This is a genomic window from Winogradskyella thalassocola, assembly GCF_900099995.1.
Lineage (GTDB): Bacteria > Bacteroidota > Bacteroidia > Flavobacteriales > Flavobacteriaceae > Winogradskyella > Winogradskyella thalassocola.
This window is the reverse complement of the sequence record NZ_FNCZ01000003.1, coordinates 360,083-376,069: the sequence shown is the minus strand read 5'-3', so window position 1 is coordinate 376,069 and position 15,987 is coordinate 360,083. Positions and strand designations below refer to the sequence as shown.

General features: G+C 34.8%; 16 protein-coding genes and 1 riboswitch. Of the genes, 9 read left to right on the top strand and 7 right to left on the bottom strand.

Annotation, left to right across the window (positions count from 1 at the left end):
* Nucleotides 1-15: 15 nt before the first annotated feature.
* The 7 genes from BLT80_RS10835 to BLT80_RS10805 all read right to left on the bottom strand — a co-directional run bounded on the left by BLT80_RS10835 (nucleotide 16) and on the right by BLT80_RS10805 (nucleotide 6,410).
* Nucleotides 16-1,176 carry an iron-containing alcohol dehydrogenase gene (locus BLT80_RS10835; protein ID WP_092467814.1) on the bottom strand — a complete coding sequence of 387 codons (1,161 nt, stop codon included), beginning with the start codon at nucleotides 1,174-1,176 and terminating at the stop codon, nucleotides 16-18.
* Nucleotides 1,177-1,197: 21 nt separating this feature from the next.
* Nucleotides 1,198-2,196 carry an NADP-dependent oxidoreductase gene (locus BLT80_RS10830; RefSeq protein WP_092467812.1) on the bottom strand — a complete coding sequence of 333 codons (999 nt, stop codon included), beginning with the start codon at nucleotides 2,194-2,196 and terminating at the stop codon, nucleotides 1,198-1,200.
* A 13-nt stretch (nucleotides 2,197-2,209) separates the two neighbouring features.
* The gene (locus tag BLT80_RS10825; RefSeq protein WP_092467810.1) at nucleotides 2,210-2,842 is read right to left on the bottom strand and encodes an NAD(P)H-dependent oxidoreductase; all 633 of its coding nucleotides are present in this window, start codon (nucleotides 2,840-2,842) and stop codon (nucleotides 2,210-2,212) included.
* A gap of 16 nt (nucleotides 2,843-2,858) precedes the next feature.
* Complete coding sequence (locus BLT80_RS10820; protein ID WP_092467808.1) at nucleotides 2,859-3,524, bottom strand: NAD(P)H-binding protein; 666 nt, start codon at nucleotides 3,522-3,524, stop codon at nucleotides 2,859-2,861.
* 1 nt (nucleotide 3,525) lies between these two features.
* Complete coding sequence (locus BLT80_RS10815; RefSeq protein WP_020897202.1) at nucleotides 3,526-4,110, bottom strand: TetR/AcrR family transcriptional regulator; 585 nt, start codon at nucleotides 4,108-4,110, stop codon at nucleotides 3,526-3,528.
* A gap of 127 nt (nucleotides 4,111-4,237) precedes the next feature.
* Nucleotides 4,238-5,560 carry a Na+/H+ antiporter NhaC family protein gene (locus tag BLT80_RS10810; protein ID WP_092467806.1) on the bottom strand — a complete coding sequence of 441 codons (1,323 nt, stop codon included), beginning with the start codon at nucleotides 5,558-5,560 and terminating at the stop codon, nucleotides 4,238-4,240.
* A 56-nt stretch (nucleotides 5,561-5,616) separates the two neighbouring features.
* Nucleotides 5,617-5,714: riboswitch (SAM-I-IV-variant riboswitch) on the bottom strand.
* 84 nt (nucleotides 5,715-5,798) lie between these two features.
* Entirely contained in the window at nucleotides 5,799-6,410 is a 612-nt protein-coding gene (locus BLT80_RS10805; RefSeq protein ID WP_245710224.1) for an NUDIX hydrolase, read from the bottom strand.
* Between the two features lie 40 nt (nucleotides 6,411-6,450).
* Between BLT80_RS10805 and BLT80_RS10800 the strand changes: the two genes are divergently transcribed.
* From BLT80_RS10800 to BLT80_RS10760, 9 genes are all read left to right on the top strand, one after another.
* A complete protein-coding gene (locus tag BLT80_RS10800) occupies nucleotides 6,451-7,251 on the top strand; it encodes a carbohydrate kinase family protein (protein WP_092467804.1) in 801 nt (266 codons plus the stop codon).
* Between the two features lie 256 nt (nucleotides 7,252-7,507).
* Nucleotides 7,508-8,131, top strand: a complete 624-nt coding sequence (locus BLT80_RS10795) for a MarC family protein (protein ID WP_092467802.1) — start codon at nucleotides 7,508-7,510, stop codon at nucleotides 8,129-8,131.
* A gap of 457 nt (nucleotides 8,132-8,588) precedes the next feature.
* A complete protein-coding gene (gene mce, locus BLT80_RS10790) occupies nucleotides 8,589-8,996 on the top strand; it encodes a methylmalonyl-CoA epimerase (RefSeq protein ID WP_092467800.1) in 408 nt (135 codons plus the stop codon).
* A 33-nt stretch (nucleotides 8,997-9,029) separates the two neighbouring features.
* Nucleotides 9,030-10,589, top strand: a complete 1,560-nt coding sequence (locus BLT80_RS10785) for an acyl-CoA carboxylase subunit beta (RefSeq protein WP_092467798.1) — start codon at nucleotides 9,030-9,032, stop codon at nucleotides 10,587-10,589.
* On the top strand, nucleotides 10,589-10,948 hold the full coding sequence (locus BLT80_RS10780) for an OadG family protein (protein ID WP_092467796.1): 360 nt from the start codon (nucleotides 10,589-10,591) through the stop codon (nucleotides 10,946-10,948). The genes BLT80_RS10785 and BLT80_RS10780 overlap by 1 nt, the downstream gene beginning before the upstream one ends.
* A 91-nt stretch (nucleotides 10,949-11,039) precedes the next feature.
* Nucleotides 11,040-11,459, top strand: a complete 420-nt coding sequence (locus tag BLT80_RS10775; protein ID WP_092467794.1) for a biotin/lipoyl-containing protein — start codon at nucleotides 11,040-11,042, stop codon at nucleotides 11,457-11,459.
* A 52-nt stretch (nucleotides 11,460-11,511) separates the two neighbouring features.
* Nucleotides 11,512-12,834 carry a sodium ion-translocating decarboxylase subunit beta gene (locus tag BLT80_RS10770; RefSeq protein WP_092467792.1) on the top strand — a complete coding sequence of 441 codons (1,323 nt, stop codon included), beginning with the start codon at nucleotides 11,512-11,514 and terminating at the stop codon, nucleotides 12,832-12,834.
* 38 nt (nucleotides 12,835-12,872) lie between these two features.
* Nucleotides 12,873-14,162 (top strand): acetyl-CoA hydrolase/transferase family protein, encoded by a 1,290-nt coding sequence (locus tag BLT80_RS10765; RefSeq protein ID WP_092467790.1) that lies wholly within the window; start codon nucleotides 12,873-12,875, stop codon nucleotides 14,160-14,162.
* 20 nt (nucleotides 14,163-14,182) lie between these two features.
* Nucleotides 14,183-15,982 carry a methylmalonyl-CoA mutase family protein gene (locus BLT80_RS10760; protein ID WP_092467788.1) on the top strand — a complete coding sequence of 600 codons (1,800 nt, stop codon included), beginning with the start codon at nucleotides 14,183-14,185 and terminating at the stop codon, nucleotides 15,980-15,982.
* Nucleotides 15,983-15,987: the final 5 nt, after the last annotated feature.

Below are 15,987 nucleotides of genomic sequence, written 5' to 3'. Positions count from 1 at the left end.
GACATTTAGTTAAAATTAATACGCCATTTTCACAATTTTCTCTACCTTATCTGGTGAAAGCGATTGGTGTTCACCTAATCCCAACCATCCACGATCAGTAAAACGTTTTGCTATTTTTTCAGCAGTACCTTCATAATCTTTAGTGTAATCTGATAACTTAGTATCAATACCTAATTGATGAAAGAAAGCTGTTGTTTTTTCAATCCCAGCATAAGCCTTATCGTCTGTGCTACCTTCGGTAACATTCCAAACACGCTCTGCGTATTGTGCTAGTTTTTCTTTCTTCGCTTCAAAATTAAACTTGTAATGACTTGGTGCAATTACCGCTAAAGTACGTGCGTGGTCAATACCAAACAATGCCGTTAATTCGTGTCCCATCGCATGAACAGCCCAGTCTGAAGGCACTCCTTTTTGGATTAAGCCGTTTAAAGCCATAGTACAACTCCACATAAAGTTAGAAGCGGCTTTATAATCTGTTGGATCTTTCATCACTATTGGCGCCACTTCAATTAAGGTTTGTAAAATGCTCTCTGCGAAACGATCTTGTAATAAGGCACCAACAGGGTACGTCATGTATTGTTCTAAAACATGTGTAAACGCATCTGTTAAACCGTTTGCTAACTGACGTTCTGGAATAGAGGTGATCACTTGAGGATCTAATATAGAGAACTCAGGAAATAAACCAGGTCCGCCCATCGCTAACTTCTCTTGTGTCTCAGCTCTTGTAACTACAGCACCAGAATTCATTTCAGATCCTGTAGCAGGAAGCGTTAAAACAGTTCCGAAAGGCATTCCTTTTTCAGTTCTAATATTTTGGGTTAAAATATCCCAAGGAGTCTCACCATCATAAACCGCAGCTGCTGATAAAAACTTAGTCCCATCAATTACTGATCCACCACCAACGGCTAATAAGTATGTAATGTTCTCATCTTTTATCACTTTTAATGCTTCCATTAACTTAGCGTATTCCGGATTTGCAGGAATACCTCCAAACTCAACAACATCTACTTTAGATAAGGCTGTTTTAACCTGATCGTAAATACCGTTTTTCTTGATACTTCCTCCACCATAAAGCAATAATACTTTGGCGTCTTTAGGAATTTCGTTTTCTAGTTTTTCTATCGTGTCCTTTCCAAAAATTATTTTGGTAGGGTTTTTAAATTCAAAGTTATTCATCTTTTTTTCTTTTTATCTTATTTATAATTCAACTACCATTTTCCCTTTGTTTTTACCTTCAAATAAATCGATAAAAGCACTCGGAATGTTATCAAAACCTTTAACTATGGTTTCTGAATAGGTTAGTTTGTCTTCTGCCAACCATGTTGATAATTGCTTCATAGCTTCTGGGAATTTGTCCGTATAATTAGAGACAATAAACCCTTGCATTAACGCACTGTTTTTTACTAAGAACGGTTGAACACTCAAGCTTTTTGGTGCCTCTGTATTGTTATAAACTGAAATAGCTCCACAAACAATGATTCGTGCCAATCTATTAATATTCACTAAAACCGCATCTGAAATTGGACCTCCAACATTATCAAAATAGATATCTACACCATTTGGTGCTGCTTCTGCAATGGCAGCTTTCATGTCTTTTGTGGTCTTATAATTGATACCAGCATCAAAACCAAACTTGCTTTTTAGAAGCTCTATTTTTTCATCTGTTCCGGCGATACCAATCACTTTCAGGCCTAGGATTTTTCCAATTTGTCCTACAACAGATCCAACGGCACCAGCTGCACCAGAAACGACTAATGTTTCGCCTGCTTTCGGTTTTCCAATTTCGGTTAATCCTGTGTAAGCTGTTAAACCTGTCATACCTAGAATACCCAAATAAGCAGATAATGGTGCTTTAGACGAATCAACTTTAGTTAATCCTTCAGCTTTAGAGACCTGTTTTGTTTGCCAGTTGAGCATGCCAGAGACAAAATCGCCAGCCTCAAACTTGTCGTTTTTAGATTCTAATACTTCAGCAATTACGCCAGACTGAATTGGCTTATCAAGTTGAAATGGTGGCACATATGATTTGGCATCACTCATTCGTCCTCGTAAATAAGGATCTACCGAAACATATTTAGTTTCTAATAGTAATTCTCCTTGGTTTACTGTGTTTTCAGATTCCTCTGTTTTAAATTCGAAATCTGACATTGAAGGTTTTCCTTCAGGTCTATTTTTTAATAAAATTGTCTTTGTCATGATTCTTTGTTTTTTAGTTAATTACAGTTACTAAATCTTCCATAGGTTTTCTCACCTTAACAAGATCTACTAGCCAATCTTCATTTTCTTTTCTGTAGCCAACAGGTAATAATACGGCACTACGTAATCCTTTTTCTCTAAGTCCTAAAATTTCATCAACTGCAGCCGGATCAAAACCTTCGAGTGGAGTGGTATCTACACCTTCAAAAGCCGCTGCAGTTATCGCTTGTGAAAATGCGATATATGCTTGCTTAGCGGCATGGTTAAAGTTTTCTTCCGCATCTTTTTGTGGATATGAGCTTAGTAGCATTTGGCGATAGTTTTCCCAACCTTCGTTTTTAAAACCACGAATCTCATTAGTTAAATCGAACATATAATTAATTCTGTCTTCAGTGTAAGTATCCCAAGCAGCGAAAACGAGTAGGTGAGAGCAGTCTGTAATTACCGACTGGTTCCATGCTACAGGTTTAATCTTTTCTTTTATATCTTGATTTGTAATCACCATAATTTCAAAAGGTTGTAAACCACTTGATGTTGGCGCCAAACGTGCTGCTTCTAAAATGCGTTGTATTTTTTCTTCTGGTACCACGTTTCCATTCATTGCTTTAGCGGCATATCTCCAATTTAATTTATCTAATAATTCCATATTTATAATTTCTTTTTTAAGCGTTGTTTCCTAATTTATTAATATCATCTGACGTTATAATCACATCAGCATAATGGTTTGTATTTGCTAAGTGTATCATAGCTTGCGCTATGGTTTCGGCATTCACTATTTTATATTTCTTTAATTTACCGATGAATAAAGGCTGAATTACTTTAAAAATCACCAATCCTATTTTTTCTAATCGTCTAGATTCTTGTCTATCACCACCAATTAAAGATGGTCTTAGAATAAATGTCTTTTTAAGCTGTTGCTTTAAGACGTTGTGTTCCATTTCTCCTTTCGTCTTATTGTAAAACACAGTACTATTTTTATTAGCTCCCATTGCTGAGACGACTAAAAAAGTAGGGATGTTATTTTCTTTTGAAAGCTTTGCAGCGGCAACCGGAATTCCGAAATCTATTTTCTTATAAAGTGTTTTGTCTGGTGTCTTTTTCGCCGTGGTACCAATACAACAATACACGTCGTCTGCTGTAAAGTCTTCTTTAAATTGGTTAAGCTCTAATAGATCGCCAATAAATTGTTTGACTTTATTTGGTAAACCTTTAATTTTTGAGCGTGAAAACAATTTAATGGTATCGTAACGGTCGTCTTCAATTAATTTTTGAAGTACTAAACCACCAGTTAAACCAGATGCGCCTAATATGATTGCTGTTTTTTTCATACTATTTACACATTTTTATACTGCTCCAAGCAGATTGATAGGCCTCTTCTAAATGTGCTTTATCTAAGGTAAATGATCCTCGTTTTTGAGTCATCATTAAAAAAGATAAAGGGTTGATAGCGTAAGCATATAATATATAATCTGAAAGCGGTTTTATAACCCCTTCTTTTTTACCACGTTCCCAAAGATCGAGTAGTGGTTGTAAGTGCTTAATACCTTCTTGTCTACTTTCCTCATCTATCATTGGAGTATTATCACACTGTGCTAAAAACATAGCATGCTCGCATTCGTTCAGTTTAAAATCGGCGATGCGTTTCCATATCATTTCAAAGCCTTCTTCAATGGGCATGTTAGGATCAAAATCGGCAAATGCATAATTGGTGTATTCCGCCTTAACATCTATATACGTTTGATTAACTAAGTCTTGTTTGTTTTCAAAGTATAAGTAAATGGTTGCCGGCGACACATTAGCCATTTTAGCAATCTTACTCATAGGAGTCGCATGAAACCCGTTGTTGTTAACCAACTCTATGGTTGCCTTAACGAGTGCATTACGTTTATCTATACTTTTTTGAAGTTTTGCCATTGTGTTTTAATTCTGATACAAATATACGGCAAAAATGAACGTTCATTCTTTTTTTTAACAAAGGTTTATGTTTAACCACTAAACAAGCACCAAAATATTCTAATAAGATGAGTGAGATCTGTTTAACCTAATCCGTTTTAGAGTTTACGTTAATTTTAGAATTGCTTCTGAATCCAATAAATAGAGTAGTAGACAATAATAGCAACACTAAATACCATGTATTAGATACCAAATCGATATACGTAATATTACCCTTCGCGAAACTTAAAATCATTAATACTTGCGCGCCATATGGTAAAAGTCCTTGTGTAATACAGGCAAACACATCTAAGATTGACGCTGTTTGTTTATTGTCCAGGCCATATTCATCATTAATAGATTTAGCTATAGATCCTGAAATAATAATCGAAACCGTATTGTTCGCAATAGCCGTATTAATGGTAGAAACTAAAGCTGCAATGCCGAATTGCGCTGTTTTCTGATTTCTAATCAATGTTTTAATTTTGACTAAAATAAATTCGATGCCTCCATTGAAAGCTACCAAAGCTGCTAAACCACCTGTTAATAAAGATAGCAGGAAAATTTCTGTCATGTTGGTAAAACCTGTATAGCTGATTCTTGTAAATTCAATGATTGAAAAATCCCCATAAAACACTCCTAGAATTCCCGCTGAAATCACCCCCAACATCAAGGTTGTAAAAACGTTAATACCTATTATAGATAAAACAATCACAATAACATAAGGAGCAATCTTTAATATGGAATACGAATAGGCGACGGTTTCTGTACCATCCGTTTGCAGACTTAAGCCTTGATAAATAAGAATTCCAATAGTTACAAGCGCTGCAGGTAAGGCAATCTTAATGTTGGCTTTAAATTTATCACTCATTTTACAGTCTAATGATTGGGTAGCTGCAATGGTCGTATCCGATATTACCGATAAATTATCACCAAACATGGAACCACCTAATAAGGCGCCACATAAAATACCCAAAGAGAAATCACCAGTGTCCGCAAATCCAATCACTATAGGTGCCAAAGCTACAATAGCACCAACGGAGGTTCCCGTTGAAACGGATAAAAAGGCAGCGATGATAAAAACTCCAAAATAAATGTATTGGCTATTAATGAGGTCTAATCCTAAATGAACAATCGTATCTACACTTCCCGTAGCTTTTGTGACGGCCGCAAATGCACCAGCCAGTAAATAAATTAAGCACATGGTGAGTATTTTAGGATCTCCACAACCTTCTAAAAGTGTGCTGATTTTAGAATTGATAGACTGCTTAAACATGAGAAATGCCACTAGGATTCCTGCAATAACAGCAATAGGAGCAGGTAAGGCATAAAAGTCATTTTGAATAATTCCAACGCTTAAAAACGTAATGATGAATACTAAAAATGGAAGTAAGGCTTTAAAACTTGGGGTAATCGGTTTAATTGACGACATGAATCTGTTTTTTGTCAGAATCGCAAAAAGTAGACAACAAGTAAATACGTGGGAATTAGTGTAACGTTTTTTCCAAAGTATTTGGCTTATCTTATTTAGCACCTTGCTCGTTACTGCAGGTTGCTATCTCTTTTTGAGATTCTTGATAATTAAGTGGGCAAACTTAAAAGGTTTTTAAATACTAAAACTTAAAATTGTGTTATTTTTTTAAACTAAACTTTAAGCTGTGTTTTTAAAATTAAATATTAATCAAGTAATTTTTATGATACATTTTTTTATAAATGTCTTTACTAAACATGTATAACTGTGCTGGTTTTTTAGACACGCCAACTTGTTTTTCATCTAAAGGAATGATGTATTTTTTATTAATCAGTTTTCGTCTGAAGTTACGATTGTCAATCTCTATTCCTAAGATGGATTCGTAAAGATCTTGCACGTCATTAATGGTGAATTTATCCGGAAGTAATTCGAATATAATAGGTTCAGCTAAACATTTTGTTTTTAAATCGTCATGCGCTTCTTCAATAATCTGTTGATGATCGAATCCTAATTCTGGTAATTCTCTAAGCGGAAACCACTTGGCCTCATACTTATTATTATCAACATCAACATCTTCTGTTTTTAACAAGAAGTAATACGCTATAGTAATCGTTCTAAGATTAAATTCTTGATTTTGAACCCAGATAAGATCTTTTTCATTTGATAAACGATCTGGATTTCCAAAGGCCTTAAACTGTTTTTTATACTGATTGGTCAAACCTGTTAGCTCCTTCAATACACGAGTTGCTGATTCATCTAAAGTTTCATCGTCATACACATGATATCCTGTAAGTACATAATCATCGACCAAGACATCCTTAGTCGTTTCGAACGATTCAGATGGAGAAGGTATTTTTCAATTTATAAAAGAAAATGGAGTTGCTGTTGATGATATTCAAATAGATTCAGAATTAAAAACAGGTGAAGTGGCCGTTTCATTAAATGATGAAGGTTCAGCTTCTTATACTATAAATTACCCAAGTGCTTGGGATCATATTCAATTGACAAAAAGCGCTAAGGCTATTACTTTAGCTTCAGATGCTTTTATATATGGAAGTCTGAGTGCAAGAGATCATAATACTAAACAAACGCTTTATTCCCTTTTAGAAATTGCTCCTTATAAAATTTTTGATGTTAATCTTAGAGCTCCATATTACACCAAGGAGGTTTTAAATCATTTAATGGAGTCTGCAGATTTTATTAAGTTTAATGATGATGAAATTATTGAAATAGTGACACATCTTATAATGAAAGCTGCAGATTTTAAAAAGTTCAGCAATCATGAAATTTCAGAAATCATAGATAAACGAAACTCAGATACTCAGAATTTAGAAGGCTGTATAAAATTTATTGCGCAGCAGACCAACACAAAATCAATTTGCGTCACATTGGGCTCAAAAGGAGCGATACTCTTTTATAACGACACGTTTTATTACAATAAGGGTCATAAAATCAATGTCGTAGATACCGTAGGTGCTGGGGATTCATTTTTAGCTGCTTTAACGGATAAATTACTCAAAGGAGAAGCACCACAAACCGCTATTGATTTTGCTTGCGTCGTTGGAGCTGTTGTAGCGAGTAGCGAAGGAGCTAATCCTAAACTGAACCCGAATGACATTGAGGTCTTATTAACTAAACATATAGATTGCTAAACTCTAGACCCCTAACTAGTAGCAATTTCAGAAAAGCTTTGTGATGTAATCATAAAGCTTTCTTTTTTGATTAAAAACAACCGATACTATGCCAAAAAGAAGCCTTATATAATTAGCCGTTTTCTATATAAAGTTTCAATTTTGTATCTTTTCAAACACAATAAAATAACAGCGATTAAATATTAAAAAAATAAAATTAGTTTAGAGATAAAGAATTAGTTTTGCGTTTTTTTTTGAAATCAAAATATTCCCTTAAATGGAAAACTTAATAACGTTTTGTATTACCGTATTTACCGGGTTTTTTGCGATAACCAATCCTATTTCTAATATGACGGTTTTTTTGTCACTTACTCAAGGTGCAGATAAAAAAACAAAAGATGACATAAATAAAAGAGCCAATATTATAGCCTTTATTATCGTCACCGTTTTTGTGCTTTTAGGAAAGTATATTTTTGAATTGTTTAATATTAGTATTCCAGCATTTAAGATTACAGGTGGTATCTTAATCTTCTATATTGGTTTTGAAATGTTACAATCCAAAAAGTCTGACGTCAAAAATATTAAACATGTTAATATTGATGAAAATATCGCTGTTTCACCATTAGCTATTCCAATTTTAGCAGGTCCCGGAACCATTGTTACAGCAATGAATTTTGTATCTAAAGTTGAAGTTTTACATATCATCTTAGTCATTGCCATATTTGGTTCCATGAGTCTAATAACCTATTATACATTTAAAATGAGTGACCTTATTGTAAAAGTCGTTGGCAATAATGTTATTTCTGTTATTGGAAAAATAATGGGTTTAATCATTGCCATTATAGGTACTGGTATGATTATTCAAGGGATTAAAATTTCTTTTAATTTAATCACAAGTTAATTCTCAAGTCGTCTCCATTTCGATGACATTATGATCCGTTTTTAACTCTAAATGGATAGTAATTTATAATAAATAATCACGATAACGTTTTCGTAACTACCTGCTTTGCAGTTTATTTCATCAAAATATTAAGATTTTGATATTAATAACATCATTTATTCTAAACAATAAGCAAAAACACTTCAGTTTTAGTAAAATAAGCTTCTTTTTTTGCGCTATTACTAAATATAACACCCTTAAAATAGAGATTTCATAAATCGTCGGTTCTTATTTTTATAAATAAAGACCAACTTCCCATACGATTATTTCTTGTAAGTCAACAACTACGCAACTCTTCGCGCTTTAGTGCTTCCCAACACAAAGAAAACGAATAATTATCGTCTCTTATAATATGATTTCTGTCATAAAATAGAAAACCGTCCTAAAGTAAATTTGTACAAGAAATAAAACAAACATCATGAATATATCACACATAGAGCATTTAGGAATTGCTGTCGAAAACTTAGAAGAAGCTATAGCATATTATGAACAGGTATTAGGTATGAAATGCTATTCTATAGAAGAGGTTGTCGATCAAAAAGTGAAGACAGCCTTTTTTTTGGTAGGTCATACAAAAATTGAATTACTAGAGAGCACATCTCCAGATGGCCCAATAGGAAAGTTTATTGCAAAAAAAGGACAAGGCATTCATCATATCGCATTCGCTGTAGACAATACGACAGAAGCTCTAAAAACCGTGGAAGAAAGAGGTGTCACTTTAATTGATAAAACATCCCGAAAAGGCGCAGAAGGGCTAGAGATTGGATTCTTACATCCAAAGTCAACCTTAGGTGTACTCACAGAACTGTGTTCACAACCAAAATAATTTGATATAATATTTAGATAAGTAAAGAAAATTATGGCAAATCAAGATAAAATTAACGAGCTCATAGAAAAAAGAGCAAAAGCGAAGTTGGGAGGCGGTGAAAAACGTATAGACTCACAACATGCTAAAGGAAAATTAACAGCTCGTGAACGCATAGACATTCTTTTAGACGACGATAGTTTCGAAGAATTCGACATGTTTGTGACGCACAGAACAAAATCATTTGGATTAGATAAACAAATATACCTCTCGGATGGTGTAGTGACTGGTCACGGTACAATTGACGGAAGAATAGTATACCTTTTTGCGCAAGACTTTACCGTTTTCGGTGGATCATTATCTGAAACTTACGCCTTAAAAATATGTAAGGTAATGGATATGGCGATGAAGATTGGTGTTCCTGTAATAGGATTGAATGATTCTGGTGGCGCTCGTATTCAAGAAGGTGTAAGATCTTTAGCGGGTTATGCTGAGATTTTCCAGCGAAACATAATGGCGTCTGGTGTTATTCCTCAAATTTCTTCCATTTTAGGACCTTGTGCAGGTGGCGCGGTATATTCTCCAGCATTGACGGACTTTACTATTATGACCGAAGAAACGAGCTATATGTTTGTTACAGGGCCAAAAGTTGTGAAATCGGTCACAGGCGAGGTCGTTACTGCAGAACAATTAGGTGGTGCTAAGATTCATTCAACACGATCTGGTGTGTCTCATTTCTTAGCGGCAAATGACGAAGAGAATTTAATGCTCATTCGTAAAATATTGAGTTATATGCCTTCTAATAATTTAGAAGAAGCACCAATTATTTCATGTAATGATCCTATAGATAGATTGGAAGATGCTTTAAATGAAATTATTCCAGAAAACCCTAACCAACCTTATGATATCGTTGATGTAATTTCAATCCTTACTGATAATGGAGAGTTTACTGAAGTGCATCGAAATTATGCAAGAAACATTTGTGTCGGCTTTGCAAGATTCAATGGGCGACCTGTAGGTATCGTAGCGAATCAGCCTAAATTTTATGCAGGTGTTTTGGATATTGATGCTTCTAGAAAAGCAGCCCGATTTGTGCGTTTTTGTGATGCCTTCAATATTCCTATCGTAACATTAGTTGACGTACCAGGATTTTTACCGGGAACAGGCCAAGAGTATGGCGGCATTATACTACATGGAGCTAAATTATTATTTGCTTATGGTGAAGCTACTGTACCTAAAGTGACTATTACGTTACGAAAATCTTATGGTGGAGCACACGATGTTATGAGCTGTAAACAACTAAGAGGTGATGTCAACTATGCATGGCCAACGGCAGAGATAGCCGTAATGGGAGCGAAGGGTGCTGTAGAAGTTTTAGAAGGATCTAATATTAGAAAAATAGAAGATGCCGACGAAAAACAAGATTACATTGACAAAAAAGAAGATGAGTACACAGAGCGATTTGCCAACCCATACCAAGCTGCTAAATATGGATTTATAGATGATGTTATTGAACCTAGAAATACAAGATTCAGAATCATTAGAGCTTTAGAATTACTTCAAAATAAAAAGGATGTAAATCCACCTAAAAAACACTCAAATATCCCACTATAATGACACAGATACTATTATACACAGATACCATCAGTGAAGGCTATGTTATTCTAATTACTGGTTTATTAATTGTTTTTGGAGCCTTAGTAACACTAGCATTGTTCTTTAATTACGGATTACCATTAATGCTATATGTCTACAAGATAATCACCAAAGGAAAAGACAAGAAGATTAGTGAAATTAAAGTAAAAGGAGATAGTGGTTTTACAGGAGAGATTTCAGCAGTTATCGGAGCGGCTGTTCATATGTATTTAAGCGAACAACACGACAACGAAAGTGGCATCTTAACCATAAAGCAAGTCAAAAAAGCATATTCGCCTTGGAGTTCAAAAATATATGGCATTCAAAATAGATTATAACACACAAAACAAGCTTGTTCAGTTTTTTCACTAAAAGAAATGGTTAATAGCGAACAGCATGTGGCCATAGAAAAACATTAAACATAAACCCATGAAAAATTATAAATTCAAAGTCAACGAAAACGGTTACTCGGTTAATATAAAATCACACGAAGATAATATTATCAACTTAGAGGTCAATGGCACATCTTACGAAGTCATTATGAGTACTGAAATTAAAAAAACCAAAACTCCTACTTTGGTGCGTTCAGCTTCAAAACAACCAGCAGCACCTTTACAAGTCACACCAAAATCTACAAAAACCAACATTGTAGCACCTATTCCAGGAGTCATCCTTTCTCTAAATGTAAAAGTTGGTGATACGATTAAAGAAAACGATTTATTATTAGTTCTAGAAGCTATGAAGATGGAAAACAACATCGTAGCCGAAAAATCTGGAGTCGTAGCCTCTATAAAAGTTGTAGTGGGACAACAAGTGTTGCAAGATGCTTTATTGATAGAGCTTGAATAACGTTGTGAATGCTATTCAACAAAGAAAACTAATCAGTATTTAAAATTAAAAAATGAAGAAATTAATAATAATATTTAGCACTATAGCTTTACTCGTTTTTATTAGACCAGTACTTGGCTTAGGCGCAAATATAAATACAGCCACTAATTCTTCAGTATCAACAACACAAGTTGATACTACTGAAGAAGAAAGTATTATCAACGAAGCCGTTGATGGTATAAAATCATTTTACAGTTATACAGGATTCGCAAATTCGTCTTCCGGAAATGTCATTATGATTATTATCGGAATTGTTTTTATCTACTTAGGTATTAAATACAATTACGAACCCTTATTATTAATCCCTATTGGAGCAGGTGTTATTTTAGGAAATATTCCTTTTGTTGCCGGAAACCAGACAGGTATTTATGAAACCGGATCTGTTTTAAACTACCTCTATTTTGGTGTTGTAAAAGGGATTTATCCACCACTAATTTTCTTAGGAATTGGTGCCATGACAGACTTTTCATCACTCATCGCCAATCCTAAATTAATGCTTTTAGGAGGTGCAGCACAAATTGGTGTATTCGCTACGTTTATGGGAGCTTTGTACCTCGGTTTTGCTCTTCCAGAAGCTGGTGCTATTGGAATCATTGGAGGTGCAGATGGACCCACAGCGATTTTCCTTTCGTCTAAATTAGCAAACGGAGTCAACCTACTTCCAGATGGTACAACAGTTAAAAACTTAATTGGCCCAATCGCCATTGCTGCGTATTCTTATATGGCATTAGTGCCTGTAATTCAGCCACCTTTAATGCGCTTGTTGATTTCAAAAAAAGATAGAAAAATCAAAATGAAACCACCAAGAGCGGTGACGCAAAAGGAGAAAATGATTTTTCCGGTAGTCGCTATGATTCTAACCTTGTTCATTTCGCCTAGTGCGTTACCGTTATTAGGAATGTTATTCTTTGGAAACTTATTAAAAGAATCTGGAAGAACTGAACGTTTAGCAGACACCGCAAGAACAAAATTAATTGACATTGTTACCATATTACTAGGTGTAACAGTTGGAGCTTCAACACAAGCCGATATTTTTATCACTAAAGATTCTATGTTAATTTTTGGACTCGGAGCCATATCATTTGTCATCGCGACAATGGGTGGTTTATTATTTGCTAGATTCATGAATCTATTCTTAAAAGGAGATAATAAAATCAACCCATTAATTGGTGCGGCTGGTGTTTCTGCAGTTCCAGATAGTGCGAGAGTCGTACATCATGAAGGTCTCAAATCAGACCCAACTAATTTTTTACTCATGCATGCCATGGCACCTAATGTTTCTGGTGTTATTGGATCTGCCATCGCAGCAGGTATTATTTTAAGCTTCTTGTCATAAGTATCATAAACCAACCTTAATTTTTAAATCTTAATAGCATGAAAATACCTAACATAATGACAGCCAATGAAGCTGTTAAGCTTATAAAATCTAACAATCGTGTATTAATACAAGGAGGTTCTGCCACTCCACAAGCCCTAGTAAAAGCTATGGTAGAGCGGGCTTCAGAATTAAAAAATGTTGAAATTGTTCATTTACACACCGAAGGAGAATGTGGATATACCCATCCAGATTTAAGAGAAAGCTTTCACACAAAAGCATTTTTCATTGGTGGAAATGTTAGAAAAATGGTAGGCAATACAGTCGATTATATTCCTATTTTTCTGAGCGATATTCCAAGTTTGTTTCGTGAAGGCTATATGGATTTAGATGTGGTATTGGTCAATGTATCTCCACCAGACAAGCATGGGTTTTGTTCCTTAGGAGTGTCTATAGACATTGTTAGTTCTGGCATCGAAAAAGGAAAAAAAATAATAGCTCAAATTAACCCTAAAATGCCACGAACGTTTGGAGATGCTTTGGTGCATTTAAACAGATTTGACGCTTGTGTTTTAGTCGATGAAGACATTTACGAAATGAAATTTGTGCCACCGAATAAGGAAGAACAAGCCATTGGTAAAAATATCGCGGAAATTATAGAGGATGGAGCCACACTTCAAATGGGAATTGGTGGTATTCCAAATGCCGTTTTAACCTATCTCACCAATCATAAAAACTTAGGTATTCATACTGAAATGTTCTCAGAAGGCATTGTAGACTTAGTAGAAAAAGGTATCGTGAATGGTTCTCAGAAAAAAGTAAACCCTTATAAAATAATTTCTGGTTTTGCTATGGGAACACGTCGTTTATACGATTTTATGGATGACAATCCAGAAATTGAAATGAATGATATTGCTTATGTTAATGACACGTCTATAATTCGTCAAAACCCTAAAGTAACAGCTATTAACTCTGCAATTGAAATTGATTTTACAGGCCAAGTTTGTGCAGATTCAATTGGCACAAGAATGTTCTCTGGTGTTGGTGGTCAGATGGACTTTATGCGCGGAGCAGCGCTATCTAAAGGAGGAAAACCTATTATAGCGATTACCTCAACAACGCTAAAAGGTGTTTCTAAAATTGTACCATCTTTAAAACCAGGAGCTGGAGTAGTAACAACGAGAGCACATGCAAGGTATGTTGCTACAGAATATGGTATTGCGGAATTATTTGGCAAAAGCTTAAAAGAACGTGCGCAATCATTAAGAGATATTGCACATCCTAACAGTAGAGAAGAATTAGATAAAGCTATTTTCGAAAGATTTGGAAGTAGTTTAATGGTAAAATAATTTGACTAATCAAACACATTATGAAAACTAAAAATAAACGGCTTTTTTCAGAATTTCAACCTGTTTCAACAGAACAGTGGATGGAAAGAGTGACAGCAGATTTAAAAGGTGCGGATTTTGATAAAAAGCTAGTCTGGAAAAACCTCAGCGGTATCAATATTCAACCTTGCTATAATAGTGAAGACAAAATCACACTGCTTAAAAACACAGGAGAGAATTCGCAGACATTAATCAATTATCGAACCGTTGCGGTTTGCTGTTCAGAAACAGGAAATGATTTAGCAAAAAAAGCCATTGAAGAAGGCATAAATGGTATCATTTTTCAAATTATTAGTGAGGTCAAAGTTGCAGAACTTTTAAAAGATATTGACCTAAATACCATTACCGTTTCCTTTGAACTGTATAATAATGCGATTGCATTCACCAAAGATTTAGTCGCGTCTGCAAAAAACAAAGACTTAAAAGGATACATTAACACAAGGATGATATCTAACTATGTGACAACAGGTTCGTTTGATGATAAAAACGTTGAGGTTGCCACAGAATTAATAAAACTAACAGCGGACTTCCCTAACTTTAAAGCACTCACCATATCTGGAACTGAATTTTTAGATTCAGGGGCGAACCAAGTCCAAGAGATTGCTTATACCTTAAATGCCCTAGTCTTTTTAACTGAAAAACTAAAAGCAAAAGGTGTTGCCGCTCAAGACATTTTTAACAACTTAAATGTTCTACTCGCCATAGGTTTAGAGTATTTTGTTGAAATAGGAAAGTTTAGAGCCTTCAACAATCTATTAGCTGAAGTTGCAGCTAAATATAGTGTAATAGATTTCTCTAATACCATAACCGCTAAAACATCGATTTGGAGTAAATCCATAACAGATGCAGAAACGAATTTATTGCGTTGTACCACAGAAGCCATGTCTGCCATCTTAGGTAATGTTGATGGAGTGCTAATTGATCCTTACGATAAAGAATTTAATAGTACTTCAGATTTTTCAACTCGTATTGCAGGTAACATTACAACCATATTACGAGAAGAATCCTACTTTGGTAAAGTCTCTAATCCGGTTGATGGCTCTTATTATATTGAAGAGGTAAGTACTAAAATTGCAGAAAAAGCTTTAGAGTTATTTAAAGCTATTGAAGCGGAAGGTGGGTTTTATAAGAGTTTTGAAAACGAAACCATTCAACAACAAATTGCTGAAATTCGACTTCAAAAACTAAAATTATTAAGCCAACGTCGTACAGCTATGGTTGGTATTAATAAATATCCTAACCTCATGGAAACCGTTGATGCAATACTGCTTTCTAAAGCAGATGCTGCAAATCCTAAAGTGTTAACTCCGAGAAGAGCATCTTTAGAAATTGAAGCGATGAGACGTGTCACCGAAGAATTAGTGGCAGAAACCAATGTACGACCAATTGTACAATTAGCGAGTTACGGTAATCTAACCATGCGAAAAGCAAGAGCAGCATTTGCTTACGACTTTATTGGGGTTAGTGGTTTTGACGTCCACCAAGAAGAGAGTTTTGAAAATGCAACTGTAGCAGCCTATGAAAGTGCAAAATCAAACTCACACGTCGTGGTGATTTGTAGTTCGGATGACGATTACGATGCCACAGCACTAGACTTTATAAACACATTTAGAGCGCTGAATAAAGACAAAGTATTATTGTTGGCTGGTGCTCCAAAAAATATGGACGAATTAACTGAAGCTGGTTTAGATGGTGTAGTTAATATGAGAACTGATGTTCTTGTGTCACTTTCTGCGATTCAGAATAAAGTTCAAAAAACCTTAAAATCTTTAGAAGTATGAAATCG